Annotated in this window: 18 protein-coding genes; 7 read left to right on the top strand and 11 right to left on the bottom strand. The window is 64.0% G+C overall.

The window, feature by feature from the left end:
* Positions 1–14 precede the first annotated feature (14 nt).
* From CUJ90_RS19410 to CUJ90_RS19400, 3 genes are all read right to left on the bottom strand, one after another.
* Positions 15–725 carry a TetR/AcrR family transcriptional regulator gene (locus CUJ90_RS19410; protein ID WP_114163714.1) on the bottom strand — a complete coding sequence of 237 codons (711 nt, stop codon included), beginning with the start codon at positions 723–725 and terminating at the stop codon, positions 15–17.
* A 91-nt stretch (positions 726–816) separates the two neighbouring features.
* Positions 817–2,121, bottom strand: coding sequence for an NAD(P)/FAD-dependent oxidoreductase (locus CUJ90_RS19405; RefSeq protein ID WP_114163713.1), 1,305 nt, complete (start codon positions 2,119–2,121; stop codon positions 817–819).
* A gap of 78 nt (positions 2,122–2,199) precedes the next feature.
* Positions 2,200–3,132: a dihydrodipicolinate synthase family protein gene (locus tag CUJ90_RS19400; RefSeq protein ID WP_114163712.1), complete on the bottom strand. Its 933-nt coding sequence runs from the start codon at positions 3,130–3,132 to the stop codon at positions 2,200–2,202.
* A 149-nt stretch (positions 3,133–3,281) separates the two neighbouring features.
* On the opposite strand from CUJ90_RS19400, the gene CUJ90_RS19395 reads away from it, so the two are divergent.
* A complete protein-coding gene (locus tag CUJ90_RS19395) occupies positions 3,282–4,217 on the top strand; it encodes a LysR family transcriptional regulator (RefSeq protein ID WP_114163711.1) in 936 nt (311 codons plus the stop codon).
* 194 nt (positions 4,218–4,411) lie between these two features.
* Positions 4,412–7,492, top strand: coding sequence for a transglycosylase domain-containing protein (locus tag CUJ90_RS19390; protein WP_114163710.1), 3,081 nt, complete (start codon positions 4,412–4,414; stop codon positions 7,490–7,492).
* A 69-nt stretch (positions 7,493–7,561) separates the two neighbouring features.
* Here CUJ90_RS19390 and CUJ90_RS19385 read toward each other — a convergent pair whose 3' ends face one another.
* The 5 genes from CUJ90_RS19385 to CUJ90_RS19365 form a co-directional block, all read right to left on the bottom strand.
* Positions 7,562–8,788 (bottom strand): ROK family transcriptional regulator, encoded by a 1,227-nt coding sequence (locus tag CUJ90_RS19385; RefSeq protein WP_114163709.1) that lies wholly within the window; start codon positions 8,786–8,788, stop codon positions 7,562–7,564.
* Between the two features lie 31 nt (positions 8,789–8,819).
* Positions 8,820–9,617, bottom strand: a complete 798-nt coding sequence (locus CUJ90_RS19380; protein ID WP_073432074.1) for an ATP-binding cassette domain-containing protein — start codon at positions 9,615–9,617, stop codon at positions 8,820–8,822.
* 14 nt (positions 9,618–9,631) lie between these two features.
* Positions 9,632–10,618 (bottom strand): ABC transporter permease, encoded by a 987-nt coding sequence (locus CUJ90_RS19375; RefSeq protein WP_073432075.1) that lies wholly within the window; start codon positions 10,616–10,618, stop codon positions 9,632–9,634.
* A gap of 86 nt (positions 10,619–10,704) precedes the next feature.
* A complete protein-coding gene (locus tag CUJ90_RS19370) occupies positions 10,705–11,709 on the bottom strand; it encodes a sugar ABC transporter substrate-binding protein (protein ID WP_073432076.1) in 1,005 nt (334 codons plus the stop codon).
* Between the two features lie 472 nt (positions 11,710–12,181).
* On the bottom strand, positions 12,182–13,213 hold the full coding sequence (locus tag CUJ90_RS19365; protein ID WP_114163708.1) for a LacI family DNA-binding transcriptional regulator: 1,032 nt from the start codon (positions 13,211–13,213) through the stop codon (positions 12,182–12,184).
* A 192-nt stretch (positions 13,214–13,405) separates the two neighbouring features.
* Here CUJ90_RS19365 and CUJ90_RS19360 point away from each other — a divergent pair, with 192 nt between their 5' ends.
* The 5 genes from CUJ90_RS19360 to CUJ90_RS19340 are packed head-to-tail and all read left to right on the top strand — an operon-like array spanning position 13,406 to position 19,764.
* Positions 13,406–14,560, top strand: a complete 1,155-nt coding sequence (locus CUJ90_RS19360; protein WP_114163707.1) for an ABC transporter ATP-binding protein — start codon at positions 13,406–13,408, stop codon at positions 14,558–14,560.
* Between the two features lie 11 nt (positions 14,561–14,571).
* Entirely contained in the window at positions 14,572–16,560 is a 1,989-nt protein-coding gene (locus CUJ90_RS19355; protein WP_114163706.1) for a beta-galactosidase, read from the top strand.
* Between the two features lie 60 nt (positions 16,561–16,620).
* Positions 16,621–17,874, top strand: a complete 1,254-nt coding sequence (locus CUJ90_RS19350) for an ABC transporter substrate-binding protein (protein ID WP_114163705.1) — start codon at positions 16,621–16,623, stop codon at positions 17,872–17,874.
* A gap of 45 nt (positions 17,875–17,919) precedes the next feature.
* Positions 17,920–18,903, top strand: a complete 984-nt coding sequence (locus CUJ90_RS19345) for a carbohydrate ABC transporter permease (protein WP_114163704.1) — start codon at positions 17,920–17,922, stop codon at positions 18,901–18,903.
* A gap of 9 nt (positions 18,904–18,912) precedes the next feature.
* Complete coding sequence (locus CUJ90_RS19340; RefSeq protein WP_073432082.1) at positions 18,913–19,764, top strand: carbohydrate ABC transporter permease; 852 nt, start codon at positions 18,913–18,915, stop codon at positions 19,762–19,764.
* A gap of 30 nt (positions 19,765–19,794) precedes the next feature.
* Here CUJ90_RS19340 and CUJ90_RS19335 read toward each other — a convergent pair whose 3' ends face one another.
* From CUJ90_RS19335 to CUJ90_RS19325, 3 genes are read right to left on the bottom strand one after another with little or no spacing between them, the layout of a single operon-like run.
* Entirely contained in the window at positions 19,795–20,538 is a 744-nt protein-coding gene (locus CUJ90_RS19335) for an energy transducer TonB (protein WP_167449682.1), read from the bottom strand.
* On the bottom strand, positions 20,531–20,929 hold the full coding sequence (locus tag CUJ90_RS19330) for an ExbD/TolR family protein (protein ID WP_073432084.1): 399 nt from the start codon (positions 20,927–20,929) through the stop codon (positions 20,531–20,533). Before CUJ90_RS19330 ends, CUJ90_RS19335 begins: the two co-directional genes overlap by 8 nt.
* Entirely contained in the window at positions 20,926–21,573 is a 648-nt protein-coding gene (locus tag CUJ90_RS19325) for a MotA/TolQ/ExbB proton channel family protein (protein WP_073432085.1), read from the bottom strand. The genes CUJ90_RS19330 and CUJ90_RS19325 overlap by 4 nt, the downstream gene beginning before the upstream one ends.
* Between the last annotated feature and the right edge of the window lies 1 nt (position 21,574).

Genomic DNA, 21,574 nt, shown 5'->3' with positions numbered 1-21,574 from the left:
GTTTCCGGCCGGCTTCAGTTTTCCTTGCGCACGAAACGCAGCACGGCGTCGACGATCATCGCGCGATGCCGCGCGCGCAAGCGCGGATGCGACGGATCGCGCCCGAACGCCGTGCCGAACGTATGGCGATTACCGACGCGATGAAAACACAGCGAACTGATCAATAAATGCAGATCGATCGCATCGACGTCGCTGCGAAACTGCCCGGACGCGATGCCGCGCGCGAGCAGATCCTCGATCGTATGAATGACGGTGACGTTGCGGCCTTTGAAGGTCTTGACCTGCTCGACGTACTTCGCGCCGTGAATGTTTTCGATCGTCACGAGGCGCACGAAATCGCGCTGGCGGTCGTGATAATCGAAGGTGAACTCGACCAGCGCGCGCATGCCCTCGACCGGATCGAGTTCGCTGATGTGCAGATCCTGTTCGAGCGCGCGAATGTCGCCGTACACTTTTTCGAGCACGGCCTGATACAAGCCTTCCTTGCTGCCGAAGTAGTAGTACAGCATGCGCTTGGTGGTGTTCGTGCGTTCCGCGATCGCGTCGACGCGCGCGCCCGTCAGGCCCATTGCGGAGAACTCCTGAGTCGCGACTTCGAGGATATTGCGCTTGGTCTGTTCGGGATCGTACTTGCGTCGGGTGTCGCTGCGCCGGGCGTCGGTGCGCGGCGTCTCGGACGGGATGCCGTTGGTATCAGGCTCGGCGGCCTTGCTTCCCTTTTTCATTGTGTATTCGAGCGCCAGTGACGGCGCATTCTAGCATGGTGAAAACGGCCTCTGGCGCGGGTTTCGGGCATGACGAGCCGTGCCTCGGCGGTTATCGGGAGGACGAGCGGCGCGGCCGGCGGCGCGCGGCGAGCGCGTCGCGCGCCTGCATGGCGGTGTAGGTCAATTGCGCGGCCGCGAGACCGAACGCGCCGTAAGCGGGCGTCGGGCCGAACGCCGCGAACGCTTCCGGCACCGGCCGCTCGCCCGCGATGGCTGCCGCCAGCAGTTCACCGGACACGGTGGTCGGCGCCATGCCGTGTCCGCCGAAGCCGACCGCGTACCAGACGCCGTCCGCGCCGCGGCCGATTTGCGGCATCTTGTGACGCGCGTAACTCATCAGGCCGCCCCACGCATAGTCGATACGCACGTCGTGCAATTGCGGATAGACCTTCCGCAGATCGCGCCGCAACAGCCGCGCGATGACTTCGGGCGCGCGGTCGCGCACCGAGATGCGGCCGCCCCACAGGATGCGCGTGTCGGGCAGCGGGCGGTAATAATCGAAGGCGAAGCGCGTGTCGTAGACGGCAGCGCGCGTGTCGATCGCGTCTTTCAGGCGCGCGCCGAGCGGTTCCGTTGCAATGACGTAAGTGGCGATCGGCAGCACCGTGCGCTCGACCTTCGGATAGACGTTGCGCGCATAGCCGCCGCCGGCCATCACGACGTGACGCGCTTCGAGCGAGCCATGCGGCGTATGCACGACGAACCCCGCGCCCTCGGGTTGCAGGCGCACCACGGGCGAATGCTCGTGGATCCGCACGCCGGCATTGGCCGCCGCGGCGGCGACGCCCAGCACGTATTTCAGCGGATGAAAGTGGAACGCGTGGCGCTCGAGGAGCCCGCCGTGATAACGGTTCGTCTTCAGTTGCAAGGCGAGTTGCGCGGCCGGCACCGGTTCCCATTCGACGCCGAACGAATCGCGCATCAAGCGCCGCTGCGAATCGAGCAGCGCCGGCTCGTCGAACCAGTTGGCGAGGATCACGCCGGCATCGGTCACGTCGCAATCGATGCGGTAACGCTGGATACGCTTGCGCATCAGATCGACCGCATCCGTGGTCAGCGCATACAGCTCGCGGGCGCGAGAGGCCCCAAGCGTTTTCAGCAGGTCCGCGCAATCGAGGCTGTAGCCGCCGAACACGAACCCGCCGTTGCGCCCGGATGCGCCGAAGCCGACCTGCTCGGCTTCGAGTACGGCAACATCGCCGACACCGCGCTCGGCGAGCCCCAACGCGGTCGACAAACCCGCGAGCCCGCCGCCGACGATGCAGACGTTCACGCCGCGCCGGCCGGTTAGCGGCGCGTAAGCAGACGCGAGCCCGGATGCGCGCGTGACAGTGGCTTCGTAATAGCTTTGCATCCGGCTAGGTTAGCCGCAAGCGCGCGCCCGCGTCCAGTGCGCGTGCCCCGCGTCTGCTCGCGCCTGCTCGAATCAGCCTTAACGGCCCCAGCGCAGCACCAGCGGATCGAGTCGCCGCGCGACTTTCAGCAGCCCTTCACGCGTGGCCGGATGCATCTGCGGCAGCGGATGGCGCACCGCGTCCGAGCGGATCACGCCGCCTTCCTTCATCAAGGCCTTGCACGACGCGAGGCCGCCCTGGCGGTTTTCGTAGTTGATCAATGGCAGCCATTGCTGATAATGCGCGGCGGCCGCTTCCGTGTCGCCGGCCGCGTAAGCGTCGACGATCAGACGGATACCGTCGGCATAGCCGCCGCCCGTCATCGAGCCCGTTGCGCCCGCATCGAGATCGGCCATCAGCGTGATGGCCTCCTCGCCGTCCCACGGACCCACCACCGCGTCGCCGCCCAACTCGATCAGTTCGCGCAGCTTGTTCGCCGCTTGCGGCACTTCGATCTTGAAGTACGACACGTTCTCCAACTCACGCGCCATGCGCGCGAGGAACGGCGCGGACAACGCCGTGCCGCTGACCGGCGCATCCTGGATCATGATCGGAATGTCGATCGCATCGGACACCGTGCGATAGAACTCGTAAATGCCGCGCTCGCCGATGCGGATCGTCGCGCCGTGATACGGCGGCATGATCATCACCATCGCGGCGCCCGCCGCTTGCGCGCTGCGGCTGCGCTCGGCGCACTGATGCGAGCTGAAGTGCGTGGTCGTGACGATCACGGGCACGCGCCCCGCGACCTGCTCGAGCACGACGTGCATCAGCGTGTTGCGCTCGTCGTCGGAAAGGGCGAACTGCTCGGAGAAGTTCGCGAGGATGCACAGGCCGTTCGAACCCGCGTCGATCATGAAGTCGATGCAGCGTTTCTGGCCTTCGAGGTCGAGGCGGCCCGCTTCGTCGAAGATGGTCGGCGCGACGGGGAACACGCCGCGCAGCGCGGCAGGATTGCGTAGTTGGGTCATGGCGATGTGCGTGGTTTGACGGTGATGAGCGAAGCTCGTTTGAATGTCTCCGTCGCCGACTATACGGCGGCGGGCCCGGCGGGTATAGTGAATTGTTTCCATCTTGTGATCGCTTTTGCGACTCACGTGCTTTTGCGATCCGCCGAACCATGAAAGACACCTTCAACACGCTGCTGTCGAAACTGCGCATGAAGCAGTTGCAATTGCTGATCGCGCTCGACGACCAGAAGTCGCTGCACAAGGCGGCCGGCGCGATGTCGATGACGCAATCGGCCGCGAGCAAGGCGCTGCAGGAACTGGAATCGATGCTGGAAGCCCCGCTCTTCGAGCGCTCGAAAAGCGGCATGATCCCGAATCAGCTCGGTCATTGCGTGGTCCGCTATGCGCGCCTCGTGGCGACCGATCTCACCGCGCTATGCCAGGACGTCGCGGAGATTCGTTCGGGGCGCGGCGGGCGTCTCGCGATCGGCGCGATCATGGGCGCGATTCCGGCGTGCGTGGTGCCGGCGCTGAATCAACTGCATACGGGGCAGCCGAATCTGTCGATCGAAGTGGTGGAAGACACCAGCGCGCGCATGCTCCAGCAACTCGACGACGGACGGCTCGATCTGATGATCGGCCGCGCGGCGGTCGCCGCCGATCCGTCGAAGTATCACTATCGTCCGCTGGGCGACGAGCCGTTATCCGTGGTGGTCGGTCATAACCATCCACCGTTGCCGAGGAGAGAAGTAAAACTGGCCGAGTTGGCCGCGCACCGTTGGGTGGTCTATCCGTCACATATGCCGTTGCATGCGCTGCTCGAACGGGAAATGGATCTCGCCGGACTCGAAATGCCCGACAACCCTATTTCCACTGCATCGACTTTCGTGACCGTCGCGCTTTTGCAAAGCAGCGCCGAACTGGTTTCGTTATTGCCGACCGCGATTGCCGAGTTATTCGTTCGGCAAAAAATGCTGCGCCTTGTGCCGGTCAAGCTGAAATCGCCGTCGCAAACCTTCGGCGTCGTCACGCGCAAGGGCGGCGTGCTGTCGCCGCCGGCGCAGCAATTCATCGAACTGCTGCGCGCGCGGCAAAAAGTTAGCTAACGCGCATTTTTTGGTGCGAGAAAAGTTCTTCAATATCGCACGGCAATTCACGCCGCGCCATGTCTCGTCAGCAGATGTTGTACCCGTGACACCTTCGGGTAAATCCGAACCGATTAAAGCCTCGCGTTCCGCGCTACACTGAGTTGAAGGTGCGCCAGATTAATAAGCATGGCGCCGGCTCGGGGAGAGCAACCATGAATCGGCCACTGGTTCGGCTTCCACTTCGCACGGCGGGTACGGCGCCTGTTCGCAAGTGGTTCAAATGGGGGCTGGCGGCAGCGTTTCTGCTTGCGCTAGCCGCAGCGGCACGCTTCTGCCAGGTCGAAATCGAAACGTCGCGCCTGCAGGCGCGTTACCTCTCCGAACTGACACGCGACGTGGGTTTCTCGGTCGCGGACGGTCCGAGCCACTCCATCCGCTTCCCTCAGACAAGTCAAGGCCCTTACGACAGCCGTCTCGGCTACGCGTTGCTGCCGTCGATCCAGCAGCGGCTGCTCGAACGCGGCTTCGAAATCACCTCGCAGGCGCGCAGTTCGGAGCGCATGTTGTCGCTGGCGGATAACGGTCTCTTTCTGCCCTACGTCGAAAAAGATCAGGCGGGTTTGCAACTCTTCGACGGCACCGGCGCGCCGCTTTTTGGTGCGCGGTTTCCGGGGCGCGTGTATGACAGCTTCGAGGCCATTCCGCCGCTCATCGTCAATTCGCTGCTTTTTATCGAAGATCGCTATCTGCTCGATCCGAGCCAGCCCAACCGCAATCCGGCGATCGACTGGGGACGCTTTAGCCGCGCGGTGGTCGACCAGGGCGCGCGTGTTTTCAACCATCATCAATCGACGCCTGGCGGCAGCACGCTTGCCACGCAGATCGAAAAATTCCGCCACTCCGAGGGCGGGCGCACCGCGACGCCGCCCGAGAAATTGCGGCAAATCGCATCGGCTTCGGTGCGCGCCTATCTGGACGGTCCGCAGACCATGCCCGCGCGTCAGCAGATCGTCGTGCATTACCTGAACTCGGTGCCGCTTGCGGCGCAACCGGGCATCGGCGAGATCAACGGCATCGGCGACGGTCTCGCCGCCTGGTACGGCCGCGATTTCAGCGACGTGAACCGCATCCTGAACGCGCCGTCGACTCCCGGGAATCTGCCCGGGCAGGGCGTGGCCTTCCGTCAGGTGCTCTCGCTGATGATCGCGCAGCGCGCGCCCTCGCGTCTGCTGCACAGCGGCTATGCCGAACTCGAACGTCTGACGGATAGCTATCTGCGGCTCCTGGCGAACGGCGGCATCATCTCCATGCCGCTGCGCGATGCCGCGTTGTCGGCGCAGGTCGAACTGCGCCGTGGGCCCACCCGAACGCAGAGCGTTGACTCGTTCGTATCGCGCAAGGCCGTCACGTCGATGCGCTCGAATCTGTTGGCCGCGCTCGGCGTGAAGAGTTTCTACGAACTCGATCGCCTGGACCTGCAAGCGAAGGGCACGCTCAACAACGCCGTGCAACAGGCCGTGAGCGAACGGCTCGCCGCCGCCGCGACGCGCGACGGCGCGCAAGCCGCGGGTCTCGTCGGCTTTCATATGTTGCGCCCCGCGGACGACCCCTCGAAGATCGCCTATAGCTTCACGCTGTTCGAACGGCGCGACGGCGCCAACCTCGTGCGGGTGCAAACGGACAGCGTCAACCAGCCGTTCGATATCAACTCGGGCGCGCGGCTGAATCTCGGCTCCACGGCAAAACTTCGCACGATGGTGACGTACTTGCAGATCGTCTCCGACTTGCATGCGCGTTTTGCGCCGTTCAGCCCCGCTGAGCTGAAGGCCGTCAAGCCCGATCCGAACGACAGGTTGACCCGCTGGGCGCTCGACTATTTCGCGCACACCTCCGACCGTTCGCTGCAAGCCATGCTCGACGCGGCCGTCGAACGCAAATACTCGGCGAGCGCGGGCGAAACGTTCTACACGGGCGGCGGCGCGCAAACCTTCAACAATTTCGAAGCCGAGGACAACGGCCGCATCCTGACTCTTCATAGCGCGTTCCAGCATTCGGTGAACCTGGTGTTCGTGCGGCTGATGCGCGATATCGTCAACTACGAGATGATGCGGACCACCGGGTCGTCGTCGCAATGGCTCGGCGATCCGGCGACCCGCAAGATGTACCTGACGCGTTTCGCCGATCAGGAAAGCCGTGTATACATGAGTCGTTTCTACACGAAGTATCACGGCAAGACACGCGATCAGCAGTTGGCCCTGCTGCTGCTCGGCGTGCGCAAGTCGCCGCCCAAGGTGGCGACGGTGCTGCGCAGCGTGGCGCCCGACGAGTCCAACGCATGGTTCAACGCGAGGATGCGCGCCGCGCTGAAGAACACGCCGGCCGCCACGATACTCGACGATGAAGACCTCGCGAAGCTATACGGCAAGTACGCGATCGACCGCTTCAATCTGAACGACAGGGGCTATATTTCGAGTGTTCATCCGCTGGAGTTGTGGCTCGTCAATTACTTGCGCGAACGTCCCGACGCAACGCTCAGCGAGATTCAGAACGCGAGCCGCGACGTGCGCCTGTCGACGTATTCGTGGCTCTTCAAGACCCGCTATCACGCGACGCAAGACCGCCGCATCAAGCGCATGGTGGAGTTGCGCGCCTACGAGGCGATCGGCAAATCGTGGCAAGCGCTCGGCTATCCGTTCGCGACGCTCACGCCTTCGTATGCCGCGGCGATCGGCGCGTCGGGCGATCGGCCCGCCGCGCTCGCGCAACTGATCGGGCTGATCGCCAACGACGGCAACAAGGTGCCGACCGAAAGCCTCACGCAACTCGACTTCGCGAAAGACACGCCGTACGAGACGCATTTCAAACGCGCGGCGGTGGCGCCGCAACAGCAAATCTCGCCGGAAATCGCGGCGGTGATGAAGGGGCTGCTGCGTGACGTCGTGACGGGCGGCACGGCCCGGCGTCTTGCGCAAGGCATGACGTTCCCCGATGGTCAAACGCTTCAGGTCTACGGCAAGACCGGCACCGGCGATCAGCGCTTCAATGTGTTCGCCAAGGGCGCGCGGCTGATCGAATCGCGCAAGGTCAACCGCAGCGCGACTTTCGTGTTCGCGATGGGCGATCGTTTCTACGGCACGCTGACCGCGTGGGTGCATGAACCCTATGCGGCTCACTACGAGTTCACGAGCGCGTTGTCGGTGCAGTTGCTGAAGTCGATGGCGCCGGCATTGCAACCGTTGCTGGACGAACAACCCGCCGATACCGCGTCGATCACGAAGGTGGACGCGCATTGAGCGGGTCATTCAGTGGAACGGTGCCGCATGAGACCGATGCCCGGCAAAACGGACCGCGCCTGACCGCGTCTAATAAACCGCGTCCACGGCGGGCTTGAGAAACAGCTCGTGCGTCGGCGCGAAATGCGCGTACAACGGCAGAATCGCGCCGCCCATTGCTCGCGCGTCCGCGCCGATGGTGCCCTCCAGCAGTTGCGGACGCACCATGCCTTCCCATTCGAAGCGATCGAGCACACGCTCGGTGCGGCGAATGATTTCCCGCACCAGTTGCCGGTCGAGTTCGCCGTCGATCACCACCGCTTCGAGGTCGAGCAACGCGGCCGCGTTGGTCAGCGCGTTGGCGATCGCGGGGCAGGCGGTATCGAGCCATTGCTCGGTGTGACGCCACAGGTCCGGCGACAACGCCCGATGATCGTGCGCGGCCGCGGGCGGCACGCCCGCATCGCTCAACAACTGTTCCAGAACGAAGCCGGACGCCGCGTGCAGCAGTTGCCGCGCGGGTTTGCGCGCGCTGCCGTCGCGCAGCGGAATCGAGCCGACCGCGCCGGCGTTGTCGTGCGGCCCGCCATGTAAACGGCCGTCGATCACGAGGCCGCCGCCGATGAATGTGCCGACGAACAGGTACAGAAAGTTGTGAATGCCGCGGCCCTGGCCCATCACGAGTTCGGCGGCGCAGGCGGCCGTGGTGTCCTTGGCGAACTCCACGGGCAAACCCGTCATGCCGGCAATGCGGCTGCGCAAGTCGATCTCGTGCCATGCGCCCAGGGCGTCGGGCGGCGCGCCGAGAAAGTCGCGCCAGCCGCCGAGCCACAAAGGCGCGGCCACGCCCACGCCGACCACTTTGCCGGCATTCGCGCCGAGCGTCTGGTTCACGCGCGCCAGTCTGCTTTCGAGCGCGGGAAACAGCGTGCGGGGATCGGGATACGCATACTCGAACACGTCGCGGCACACCACGCGGCCCGCGAAATCCATCGCCAGCACGTCGAGACTGCGGCGCCCCACCTTGACGCCGATGGTGTACGCGCCGTCCGCGCGCAACGCGATCGGCACCGAGGGTTGGCCGATCTTGCCGCGCACGCGCGCCTGCTTTTCGAGCAGACCGTCGTCGATCAAGCGGTCGACGATCATCGAGACGCTCTGCATCGAAAGACGCGTCAAGCGGCCCACGTCGGCTTTCGGCAGCGGCCCATGCAAGCGGATCGCCTGCAACACGATCCGTTCGTTGAACTGCCGCATGCCGACCTGATTCGAGCCGACCGTGCGTTTCAGGGGCGGGCGCGTGCCGGTGGTATCCATCGTCGCGAGCCCGCTCAACAGGATGCGTGCATCATGCGATCGCCTTGACGTCCGCTTCTTTCGCGCCCGTCATGATCGCCACGGCCTCCGACATATGCACGTCCTTCGTATTGACGAGCGCCGCGCGCCGGCCGAGCCGCTGAATGTGGATGCGGTCGGCCACTTCGAATACGTGCGGCATGTTGTGGCTGATCAGGATCACTGGCAGGCCGCGATCGCGCACGCGCCGGATCAGTTCGAGCACCATGTTGCCTTCCTTCACGCCGAGCGCGGCGGTGGGCTCGTCGAGAATCACGACGTGCCGCGCGAAGGCCGCGCTGCGCGCCACGGCCACGCCTTGACGCTGACCGCCCGACAGGGTTTCGACCGCCTGACGCATCGAACGGATGCCGATCTGCAGGTCCTTCATATGCGAGGTCGCTTCTTCCAGCATGCGGCGCTTGTCGATCATCTTGAAGATCGAGCCGCGCCAGCCGGGCTTGAGCAGTTCGCGGGCGAGGAACAGGTTTTCGGCGATGCTCATCGCGGGCGCGACCGCGAGTTCCTGGTACACGGTCTCGATGCCTTGGGCGCGCGCATCCAGCGGGCTGCGGAATTTGACCGGCTGGCCGTCGAGCAGAATCTCGCCTTCATCCGGCACGGTCGCGCCGGAAAGCGCCTTGATCAACGACGATTTGCCCGCGCCGTTGTCGCCGATCACGGCGAGGATTTCGCCGGGCAGCACTTCGAAATCGCAGCCGTCGAGCGCGGTGACGTTGCCGTAGCGTTTGACGAGTCCGCGTGCTTGCAGAACCGGCATCGCGGGAGAAGCGGAAGGTGATGTCGACATGAGAGGTGTCTCCGTTAACCGCGACGATGAGAGAGTTTGTCCGCGGCCACCGCGAGAATCACCAGCATGCCGGTGATCAACACCTGATAGACCGAGGAAACGCCGATCAAGGTCAAGCCATTGCGGAACACGCCGACGATGAGCGCGCCGAGCAGCGTGCCGACGATCGAGCCGCGTCCGCCGAACAGACTCGTGCCGCCGAGCACGACTGCGGTAATGCTGTCGAGGTTCTCGGTTTGCCCCGCCTGCGGATCGCCCACGCCGGTTCGCGACACCGACAGCAGCGCGGCGATGCCATAGATCGCGCCGGCAAGCGAATACACGGTGAGCAGAATCTTCTGCGACGACAGGCCCATCAGCCGCGCGGCCTCGGCGTTATTGCCGAGCGCGTAGAGGTGCCGGCCCGGAACCGTATCGCGCAACACGAACCATGTGGCGAGATACATCAGCAGCGTGAGCACCGTGCCGTAGGTGACATCGGCGGGACCGAGCTTGAAGGTGTTGCCGAAGAACATGATCGCGTCGGGCAGGTTCGACACGCTTTCCGCGTTCGAATAGATCTGCGTGAGCGCGAACGCAATGTTCAGCGTGCCCAGCGTGACGATGAACGCGGGCAACTTGATGCGCGTGATCAACACGCCGTTGAGCGCGCCGAACAGCGTGCTCGCGGCCACGCCGCACAGGATCGCAAGCGCGGGCGGCACGCCGAGCGTGACCGCGAATTTGGTCATGATGATGGAGCCGAACGCCATCACCATCCCGCATGACAGGTCGATGCCGCCGGTCAGCACGATCAGCGTCTGGCCGATCGCGATTACCGCGACCACCATGGTCTGTTGCAGGATCAGCGAGAGATTCTGGAACGACAGAAAACGGCTGCTCTGCGAAATGAAGAAGCCGCAGGCCAGCACCAGCGCGATCAGCGGGCCGACCTCGGCGAGCGACGGCAGACGGTCGGTGAAGTGGCGCGAGTGGCCGACGGGCGCGGTGGGAGTCGACATGATGAAGGTCCTCGATGCATGAGCGTGGCGTGGCCACGCGGCGAGTCAGAGGCGGCCCGGCGCGCCGGGCCGCCATGCAGTGCGCGTTACTTGTTGCCCCAGCAGTTGTCGAGGCCGAACTTCGTATCCTTGCTGTCGACGCCGGACATCGGCTTGTCGCTGATCAGCGTCACGCCCGTGTCCTGATAGCCGGAGACCTTCTTGCCGGTCTTCGCATACTCGACGCCCGCCGTCACGCCGAGCGCGGCCATCTTCAGCGGATACTGCTGCGAGGTCGCGGCGATCGCGCCGGCCTTCACATTGCGCACGCCTTCGCAGCCGCCGTCGATCGAGACGATCATCACGCTCTTGTCCTTGCCGGCCGCCTTGAGCGCGCGATAAGCACCCGCCGCCGCCGGTTCGTTGATCGTGTAGACCACGTTGATGTCGGGCGATTTCTGCAGGCAGTTTTCCATCGCCGTTTGTCCCTTCGACTGATCGCCGCGCGTGTCCTGGCTGCACACGATCGACGGATCGCCTTCCTTCACGCCGAAGCCTTCGAGGAAGCCGTTATGACGCAACACGCCGACCGATACGCCGGGTGCGAGATCGAGCGTGGCGATCTTCGCGGGTTTGCCGTTCAGCGCGGCTTTCGCGTATCGGCCGATCAGCACGCCGGCCTTGAAGTTGTCGGTGGCGAAGAGCGCGTCGGTGGCGTCTTGCGGATCGGTGGGCGTGTCGAGCGCGACCACCATCACGCCGGCGGCGCGCGCTTTCTTGATGCTCGGCACGATCGCCTTCGTGTCGCTCGGCGTGATCAGAATCGCCTTGGCGCCGGCCGTCAGCATGTTTTCGATCGCGGTGACCTGGCTCGCGTTGTCGCCGTCGAACTTGCCGGCCGCGGTGAGCAGCTTCGCGCCGTCTTTCGACGAGGCCGCCTCGGCGCCCTGTTTCATCTTCACGAAGAACGGATTGGTGTCGGTCTTGGTGATCAGGCCGACGATGGGCTGGTCGGCCGCCTGGCTGGCGCTCGCACACCACACCGCCGATGCGGCCACGCACATCGACACGATTTTCCTGGCGACAGGATGCCTGCGGGAATTCAGATTCATGGGACGCTCCTCCGATTATTGGCAACGACGTTATGAACTGCTGGCGGTTGCCCATGCGAACGCTGCGCGTCGGCAACCTGGTTTGTGAAACTGTGGGACGCGGATGCGGCCCGAAACCGGCCGCCTAAATCACTTGAGTTGATTTAGTACAGCAGGCGCGGCGACGCTCGTCAAGGAAACGATCCGCGCCGCCGAGGAGGCGGCAGCGTGCGCGTGAGGGCGGAGCGCCATATGTGGCGGGGCTTGGCGGCAGTAGTGCGGTGCAAGGGGGAAGGCCGGGACTTGGGGAAAGTCCTGGCTCGATTGAAGGCTTGTTGTAATTTGAATTCGCCTTTTCGACGGCAAATGGTTACGCCGGGCAGGTGTGGGGTGACGCACGAAATGCGCGAGCGCGAGGGCACGGGTTGAACGTGCCAGGCACCGCGGCGCGAGTGCATGCGGCTTACATCACCGCAGCACGTCACGCATCACATCACCGCAAACGCGGCGCTCCGGTGGACGCGCGCACGACGAGCTGCGGCGCGGATGAAACCAGCATCGGCACCTTCGCCGCGCCGCGACCCGCTTGTCCATACGACGACTCGATCAACTCGCGCAACAGCGAGACCGCGAGTCCGGCGACTTCGACCGTGGGCACGGCCACCGTCGTCAGCGCGGGCCGCGACTCGCGCGCAAGTTGAATGTCGGTGATGCCCACCACGGACAGGTCGCCCGGCACGTTCAGGCCGAGATCGGCGGCGGCGTGCATCGCGCCGAGCGCCGGCAGATCGTTGGTCGCGAAGATCGCGGTGAGCTTCGGGTCGGCTTCGAGCAACGCGCGCGTCGCCGTGTAGCCGCCCTGGATCGTGTCGGGTGCGTGCTTGACGCGTCCCTTCGGCGCGCCGGCCGCGCGCAGCGCATCGACGAAACCTTGATAGCGTGCCGCGTGAATGCCCGAGGCCTTGCTGCCGACGATCGCGCCGATCCGCCGATGCCCGAGTTCCAGCAGATGCGTGCCGGCCAACTCGCCCGCCAGCCGGAAATCGACCGCGACGCACGGCAGCCCCGGCGGTTCATTGGGCCGCTCCCACATGCACAACACGACGGGCGTGCCGCGCGCTTCGGTCGCGTGAAGATCCGCGAAATCGAGGTTTGCATTCGTCACGAGCACGCCTTCGGAGAGCGTGCCGGCGATCTGGTCGAGATACGCGCGACCGCTCAGCGGATCTTCGTTGGTGTTGCAGATGATCAGGAACTGGCCGCGCGTGCGCGCCGCGCGTTCGACCGCGAGCGCGAACTCCGGGTAGAACGGATTGGCGATGCTCGACACCATCAACGCGAGCGTCGGTGCGCGGCCTTCGGCGAGCGCGCGGGCCGCGAGGTGAGGGCGATAGCCGAGCGCGGCGACGGCATCGAGCACGCGCTGACGCGTCGTCGCGCCGACGCGGCCGCGATTGCGCAGCACGTTGGACACCGTGGCCGGGGTAACGCCGGCGTGACGCGCGACTTCGCTGAGTGTGGGCATGGTGCTTTCAGTATTTGGGATAGGTGTCCGACATTTGCATCGTGGCCGAAGGCGCGGCACCATCTCTCGCACAGACAAACGATATCGGAGACAGGCGGGACCCCAACGATCGCATGCGGTCGATTTTTTTGGTCTTGCTGATTAAGCGCTTAATCTCCGACGTCGAGCCGATTAAATCACGGAGTCGATGCGATGGCGAGCATTTCGTTAAGAGGCGTGCAGAAGGCGTATGGCGACGGCGCGCTGGTGATCCGCGACGTCGATCTGGAGATCGGCGAAAACGAATTCTGCGTCTTTCTCGGCCCGTCCGGTTGCGGCAAGTCCACGCTGTTGCGCATGATCGCGGGACTCGAAGACCTCACTGAAGGCGACCTCTCGATCGGCGGACGCATCGTCAACGATGTGCCGTCGGCGCAGCGCGGCGTGGCGATGGTGTTCCAGAGCTACGCGCTGTTTCCGCACATGACCGTGTACGAGAACATGGCGTTCGGCCTGAAGCTCGCCAGGACGCCCAAGGACGAAATCGACCGCAAGGTGCGGGAAGCCGCGCGCATTCTGCAACTGGAAGCGCTGCTCGAGCGCCGGCCGAAGGCACTCTCCGGCGGCCAGCGGCAACGCGTGGCGATCGGCCGGGCCATCGTGCGCGAGCCGGGCGTGTTTCTGTTCGACGAACCGCTCTCCAATCTCGACGCCACGTTGCGCGGCCAGACCCGCATCGAAATCGCGCGGCTGCACAAGCAGTTCGCCACCGCGAGTGTGGTTTACGTGACGCACGATCAGATCGAAGCGATGACGCTCGCCGACAAGATCGTGCTGCTGCACGCGGGCAAGGACACCGAACGCTACGGCAGCATCGCGCAGATCGGCGCGCCGCTCGAGTTGTATCACCGTCCGCGCAGCCGCTTCGTCGCGGGTTTCATCGGCTCGCCGCGCATGAATTTTCTGCCTGCGCGCGTGACGTCGATCGATCCGCAAGGCGTGATCGTCACGCTCGATCACACCGAGGAAAACGTGCGTGTGCCGGTGAACGGCGAAGGACTGCAAGCGGCGCAGCCGGTCACGCTGGGCGTGCGCCCCGAACATCTGGAATTCGTCGATGCCTCTTTCGCGACACCGGGTAACGGCGTATTGACCCGCACCGTCTCTCTCGTCGAACAGCTCGGCGAACACAGCTATGTGCATCTCGATCAGCCCGGCGGCGCCGCGCTGATCGCCAAGGCGCCCGGCGACACACGTCTCGCGCCGGGTGACCGCGCGCACTTGCGCGTGCCGCGCCACGCCAGTCATTTGTTTACCGAGGACGGCTTTGCGGCCGCTTCGCTCGAATCCGTCGAACACTACGCATAGAGGACATTCCAATGCGCCTTGGAGTCTGTTATTACCCGGAACACTGGCCGGAGTCGATGTGGGAAGACGACGCTCGCCGGATGAAAGCACTCGGCATCGAGCAGGTGCGGATCGCGGAGTTTGCGTGGAGCAGGATCGAACCGACGCCTGGCGAATACGACTGGGGCTGGCTCGATCGCGCGATCGACGTGTTGGGCGACGCCGGCTTGCAGGTCGTCATGTGCACGCCGACGGCGACGCCGCCCAAGTGGCTGATCGACCGCCATCCCGACATTCTGCCGGTCGGCGCGGATGGGCGTCCGCGCGCGTTCGGCTCGCGCCGTCATTATGATTTTTCGTCGCCTTCGTATTTCGCCGCCTCGCAGAAAATCTGCACGGCGATCGCCGAGCGTTACGGCAAGCATCCGGCCGTCGCTTATTGGCAGACCGATAACGAATTCGGTTGCCACCATACGGTGGTCAGCTATTCGAGCGCGGCAGTGGAGCGCTTTCGCGAATGGCTGAAGGCGCGTTATCAAACGGTCGACGCGCTCAATCGTGCGTGGGGCACGGTGTTCTGGAGCATGGAGTACCGCGGCTTCGACGAAATCGACGCGCCGGTGGCGACCGTTACCGAGGCGCATCCGTCGCACCGGCTCGATTACCGGCGTTTCGCTTCCGACGAAGTCGCGCGCTACAACCGCATGCAGGTCGAGATTATCCGCGCGCATTCGCCGGGACGGCCGGTCGCGCATAACTTCATGCAGCTCTTCACCGAGTTCGATCATTACAAGGTGGCGGCCGATCTCGATGTCGCGAGTTGGGACAGCTATCCGCTCGGCGCGCTGGAGGAGCAATGGTTCGCGCCGGACATCAAGGCGCGCTGGCTGCGCAGCGGGCATCCCGACTTCGCTTCGTTCAATCACGACGTGTACCGCGGCATGTCGAAGCTGCCGTTCTGGGTGATGGAGCAGCAGCCGGGTCCGGTCAACTGGGCGTTGTGGAATCCGGCGCCGTTGCCGGGCATGGTGCGCCTGTGGAGTTGGGAAGCGTTCGCGCACGGCGCGGGATGCGTGTCGTATTTCCGTTGGCGTCAGGCGCCGTTCGCCCAGGAGCAGATGCATGCGGGCTTGAACACGCCCGATAACCGGCTCGACGTGGGCGGCAACGAGGCTGCGCAAGTGGCCAACGAAATTCGCACGGTGCTCGCGGCGAACGCCGATGCCAACGCCGCGATTCGCTCGAAAGTCGCGCTCGTCTACGACTATGAAGCGAAGTGGCTGTTCGAGATTCATCCGCAGGGCGCGGACTTTCACTATCCGCGTTTCGCCTTCGAGTATTACTCCGCGCTGCGCGCGCTGGGGCTCGATGTGGACGTCGTGCCGGTCGACGCGCCGCTCGACGGCTACCGTCTGATCGTCGTGCCGCCGCTGCCGGTTGTGCCGGACGATTTCGCGGCACGCCTCGCGCGTTCCGGCGCGCACGTCGTGTTCGGTCCGCGCACCGGTTCGAAGACTCACGATTTGCAGATTCCGGCCAACCTGCCGCCTGGGGCGCTTACCTCGGTGCTGCTGTTGCGCGTGTGGCGCGTCGAATCGATGCGGCCAAACGTGACCGAAGCCGTGCGGCTTACGGACAGCAACGACCCGAGCGTGGACGATGGCTTCGCGCGTCACTGGCGTGATTTCATCGACAGCGATGCGGCAGGTTCATTCGACGTGCGCGCGCGTTTTGCCGACGGTCATCCCGCGTATGTGCAAAGCGGCGCGTTTCATTACCTCGCGAGCCTGTTCGACGATGCGCTCACGATGCGGCTATTCTCACGCATCGCTCAGCAAGCGGGCCTCGATACGCTGTCGCTCGGCGAGAGCGTGCGGATCAGCCGGCGCGGCGCGCTGACCTACGTGTTCAACTACGGCGACGACGCGCACACGCTCGGCGAGGTGGACGACAAGGCTTTCGTGATCGGCTCACGCGTGGTTGAGCCGCAAGGCATCGCGGTCTATCGATCGAATGGATGAGCCAGGTTCCACGCAGCACCACAACGACGTAAAAATCGACGCACAAAGGAGACAGGCAGGATGAAACTGAAACCACGCAAGATTCTGTTGGCACTCGCGCTGGCCGCGGCGGCGGCTGGAACGTCCGTCGTCAGCACGGCGCAAGCCGGCACGCTCGCCGTGAATATCGCGTTCAAGGGCGCAAGCCAGCGCGCGGTATGGCAGTCGACGATCGACGAGTTCAAGAAGGCGCACCCCGGCATCGACGTGAAGGTGTCGTTCATCGACGAAGAAGCGTACAAGGTTCAACTGCCGGGCTGGCTCTCCACCGTCGCGCCCGACATCGTCAACTGGCATGACGGCGAGCGCATGGCGTATTACGCGCAGCGCGGCCTGTTCGAGGATTTGAGCGGCGACTGGGCAAAGAACGGCTGGAACGACATGTATGCGTCGACCAGGGAAGCGTCGTCGTATAAAGGCAAGCAGTATGCCGCGCCGACCGTGTATTACTCGTGGGGCATGTTCTATCGCAAGGATCTGTTCCAGAAAGTCGGCATTACCGGCGAGCCGAAAACCTGGGATCAGTTTCTCGAAGACTGCAAGAAGCTGAAGGCCGCCGGCATCACGCCGATCGCGGTGGCGGGGCGCGATGCATGGACGCTCGCCGGCTGGTTCGATTATCTCGACCTTCGCCTGAACGGCAACGCGTTCCATCAGAAGCTGATGGCGGGCGAGATCGCCTACACCGATCCGCGCGTGAAAAAGGTCTACACGACGTGGAAGCAATTGATCGACGCGGGCTATTTCATCGACAACTCGCTGTCCTACGATCTGGATTCGGTGCAACCGTTCCTGTTCCAGGGCAAGGCCGCAATGATGCTGATGGGCACGTTCATCACCGCCGGCTTTCCGCCGGGCGTGAAGCCGGAAATGGGCTATTTCCAGTTTCCGATCATCGACGACAAAGTGCCGACCGCCGAAGACGGGCCGGTCGAATCGCTGCACATTCCGTCGAAAGCGAAGAACAAGGCCGACGCCCACACGTTCCTCGCTTTCGTGGAGACGCCTGCAATCGGCGCGAAGCTGGCCGCCGGGCTCGGCTCGCTGTCGGCGAACAGCAAGTCGCCCGAGCCGGAAGATCCGATTTCGAAGATCGGTTTCCAGATTCTCGCGAACACGAAGGGCGGCATTGCGCAGTTCTACGACCGCGATATGACCAAGGAAATGGCCGATGAAGGGATGAAGGGAATGCAGCAGTTCATCTCCGACCCATCGAAGCTCGACAGCGTGCTCGCGCAACTCGAACAGACGCGCAAGCGCATCTACAAGAAGTAAGCGGTGGCGGCCTTGGGCCGCCGTTCGCCACGTTCGATCGGGAGAATGATCGTGTCGCATTCCGTCACCCGTCAACCCATTGGCGGCGCTGCCGATTCCGGGGGCGCCGGCCTGCCCGCATCCGGCGGAGCATCACGCGGCGGGCTGCCTGCCGCCGCGCGCCGGCGTGGGCCGTCGCCCACCGCGCGGCGGCAGCGGCGCGCCGCTTTTCTGTTTCTCGCGCCGGCCTGCGTGATGGTGGCGATCTATGTGGTGTGGCCGATTCTCTCGACCATCCGCTTGAGCTTCTTCAATTGGGACGGCATGACCGAGCCGTCTTTCGTCGGCCTCGCGAACTATGCGGAATTGTTCCAGGCGCAGACCTTCTATACGGCGCTCAAGAACAACCTCATCTGGCTGCTGCTGTTCCTGCTCGCGCCGCCGATGGGGCTCGCCGTCGCGCTGTATCTGAACCAGGCGGTGGCGGGCATACGCATCGTCAAGTCGCTGTTCTTCGCGCCGTTCGTGTTGTCGGGCGTGGTGGTCGGTTTGATCTTCTCGTGGTTTTACGATCCGACGTTCGGACTGCTCGCGCTGATTCTCGGCCACGGCGTGCCGGTGCTGGGCGATCCCCACTATGCGACCTTCGGCATCGTTTTCGCGGCGCTGTGGCCGCAAACGGCCTATTGCATGATTCTTTACCTGACCGGCCTGACTTCGCTGAACGCCGAGCAGATCGAGGCCGCGCGCATGGAAGGCGCGCGCGGCTGGTCGATGCTGTGGCACGTGATCCTGCCGCAATTGCGGCCGACCACGTTCATGGCGATCGTCGTCACGGTGATCGGCGCGTTGCGCAGCTTCGATCTGATCTCCGTGATGACCGGCGGCGGCCCGTTCGAAAGTTCGACCGTGCTCGCGTATTACATGTACGACCAGGCGATCAAGTACTACCGCATCGGCTATTCGGCCGCGGTGGCAGTCGTGCTGTTCGGCATCATGCTGGTGTACATCGTCTATCACTTGCGCTGCATGCTGCGCGCCGAGCAATAAGGAGCCGCCATGTTTCCGATCTCGATCGACAAATGGAAGCCGGTGTCGCGCCGCGTGTACAAACTGACGTTGCCGATCGCATTGCTGATCTGGCTGCTGCCGATGATCGCAGTGCTCGTCACCTCCGTGCGCTCCACCGAGGAACTGAGCGAGGGCAATTACTGGGGCTGGCCGAAGCACTTCGCGATGTTCGACAACTATCGCGAGGCGCTGACCACGTCGCCGATGCTGCATTACTTCTGGAACAGCGTGCTGATCACGGTGCCTGCTGTCGTCGGCTCGATCGCGCTTGCGTCGATGGCGGGGTTCGCGCTGGCTATCTACCGGTTTCGCGGCAACTCGACCTTGTTTGCGACTTTCGTCGCGGGGAATTTCGTGCCGGTGCAGGTGTTGATGATCCCGGTGCGTGATCTATCGTTGCAATTGGGACTGTTCAATACGGTCAGCGCGTTGATTCTGTTTCATGTGTCGTTTCAAACCGGATTCTGCGCGCTGTTTCTGCGCAATTTCATCAAGCAGTTGCCATTCGAACTGGTCGAGGCGGCGCGCATCGAGGGCGCGAACGAGTGGACCGTGTTCTTCAGGATCGTGTTGCCGCTGATACGTCCCGCGCTCGCGGCGTTGGCGATTCTCGTGTTCACGTTCGTCTGGAACGACTACTTCTGGGCGCTGTGCCTGACGCAAGGTGACGATGCGGCGCCGATCACGGTCGGCGTGGCCGCGTTGAAGGGCCAATGGACGACCGCCTGGAATCTCGTATCGGCCGGGTCGATTCTCGCCGCGTTGCCTTCGGTCGCGATGTTCTTCGCCATGCAGAAGCACTTTGTGGCGGGGCTGACGTTTGGCGCGACGAAGGGGTAGGGCGGGGATGGTTCCGTCGGCGATCGGCGGCTAGTTCACGTTGAAATGCACACGGACGTCCTGGCGTGTTTCGACCGGATGTCCGCCCTGGATCGCCGGCAGGTAGCGCCATTTGCGAAGCGCCTGAAGCAGAATCTGGTTGAGCCGCGGATTGGGCGTCGGCTTGATGAGTTCGACGTCGACCGAGCCGTCGACGTGAATCACGAAGCGCGCGGTCGCGATGGTTTGATACGCCTGCTCGCGCAAATCGTCGGGCAATTCCGGCAATGGCTGCGAGAGGGAGCGCGCGGCTGCATCGTTGGATGAGGTGGCGGACGGTGTGGCGCTTTGTTTTTCTTGCGAGCCTTCAACGGTGTGAGACGGCGCCTCGGCCGCGGCTTTCGATTCGCTCGCCACCGGTGCGGGCTGAAGCGGCGCGATGCTTTGCGTTGCGCGCGTATCCGCATTCGGTTTGGTGATTGATGCGGCGTGTTGCTGCAACGCGCGACGAGGCGGCTCGACAGGTTTCGGCGGACGGGGCGGACTCGGCGAAGCAGCCGGAGCGGGCGCGGCGCGAGCCGGATGCAACGAGCTTGTCGCGGCAGGCGGATCGATTTCGACGACGCGCATCTCCAACGGCTCCTCGGCTGTCGGTGCTGCGTTGGGCGTGGCCAGCCAGCGTCCGAATTCAAGCAGGAACGTAAACCAGAGCAGGAACGCCAGCACGACCGCTAGCGCGATCCGTACCTTCGAAGCATCGCCGATGGCGACGGCAACGCGTGTTCCGCTACTCACGATGCACCGCGATCAGAAAGTGCTCCGCCCCGCCGCGGCGAGCGGCCAGCATCGCTTGAACGACTACGCCGTGACCGGCTGCGTCGTCGGCGGCAATGACGACATTTCCGTTGGATTGGAGCAGGTGCTTGACCGTCGACTCGATCTGGTCCGGGCGCACCGACTCACGATTCACAAATACCTCGTTGCGCCGGTCCACCGAAATCGTTAGCGGTTCATGCGCCGCCATTTGCTGCGCGCGGCCGGCGGGAAGCGTGAGCTTGACGGCGTCGAGCCGCTGCATCGCCAGTGAGGCCAGCATGAAAGTCGCCAGCAGAAAGAACATCACGTCGATCATCGGAATGATTTCGATGCGGCCGCGCCGCGCCGCACGCGAACGCTTGAACTTCACGACCGTTCTCCCGCCGTCGATGCGGCCAGACGGATTTCGCCGAGTCGCGCATTTGCGAACGATTCGAGTTCGTCCATCAGACGTTCGAGCCGACGCGAAAAATAGTTGAACGCAAAGAGCGCGAACAGCGCGACGACAAGACCGATGGCGGTCGCGACGAGTGACTGCGCCACACCGCCGGTAACGCCGCCCGGATCGACGAGCCCGCTCCCGCCAAACAACTGGAACGAATGCATCATGCCGACGATGGTGCCGAGCAAACCGAGCAGCGGGGCAGCCGTGACGATCGTTTCCAATACCCAGAAGCCCTTGCTCATGTCGCGCTCGATTTGCGAGGCGAGCAATTCCGCCTTCGCCTCGCGTAGCCACAGCGGAACTGCGGGCTCGGGCGTCCACGGCGCGTTCATTCGCCTGAAAGCGTTTTGGCTGGCGACGTGTTTCAAGCTGCTGGACCAGTCGAGGGCTGATCCGCTCGCGCTGATTTCATGTGATCCGCGCATCGCAGCCGGCAAGCGACCAAAACGCAGGAACACGTATGAGCGGTCGAGGACGATCGTGACCGCGAGAATGGCGAGTACCGTGAGCGGATAGATAACCCATCCACCCACGCGCACCGCCGCCAGAACATGTGTCCAATCTTGCATG

Source organism: Paraburkholderia terricola (genome assembly GCF_003330825.1).
Classification (GTDB): domain Bacteria; phylum Pseudomonadota; class Gammaproteobacteria; order Burkholderiales; family Burkholderiaceae; genus Paraburkholderia; species Paraburkholderia terricola.
Note: the sequence above shows the minus strand (reverse complement) of the source record. Positions and strands in the feature narration are given on the sequence as shown.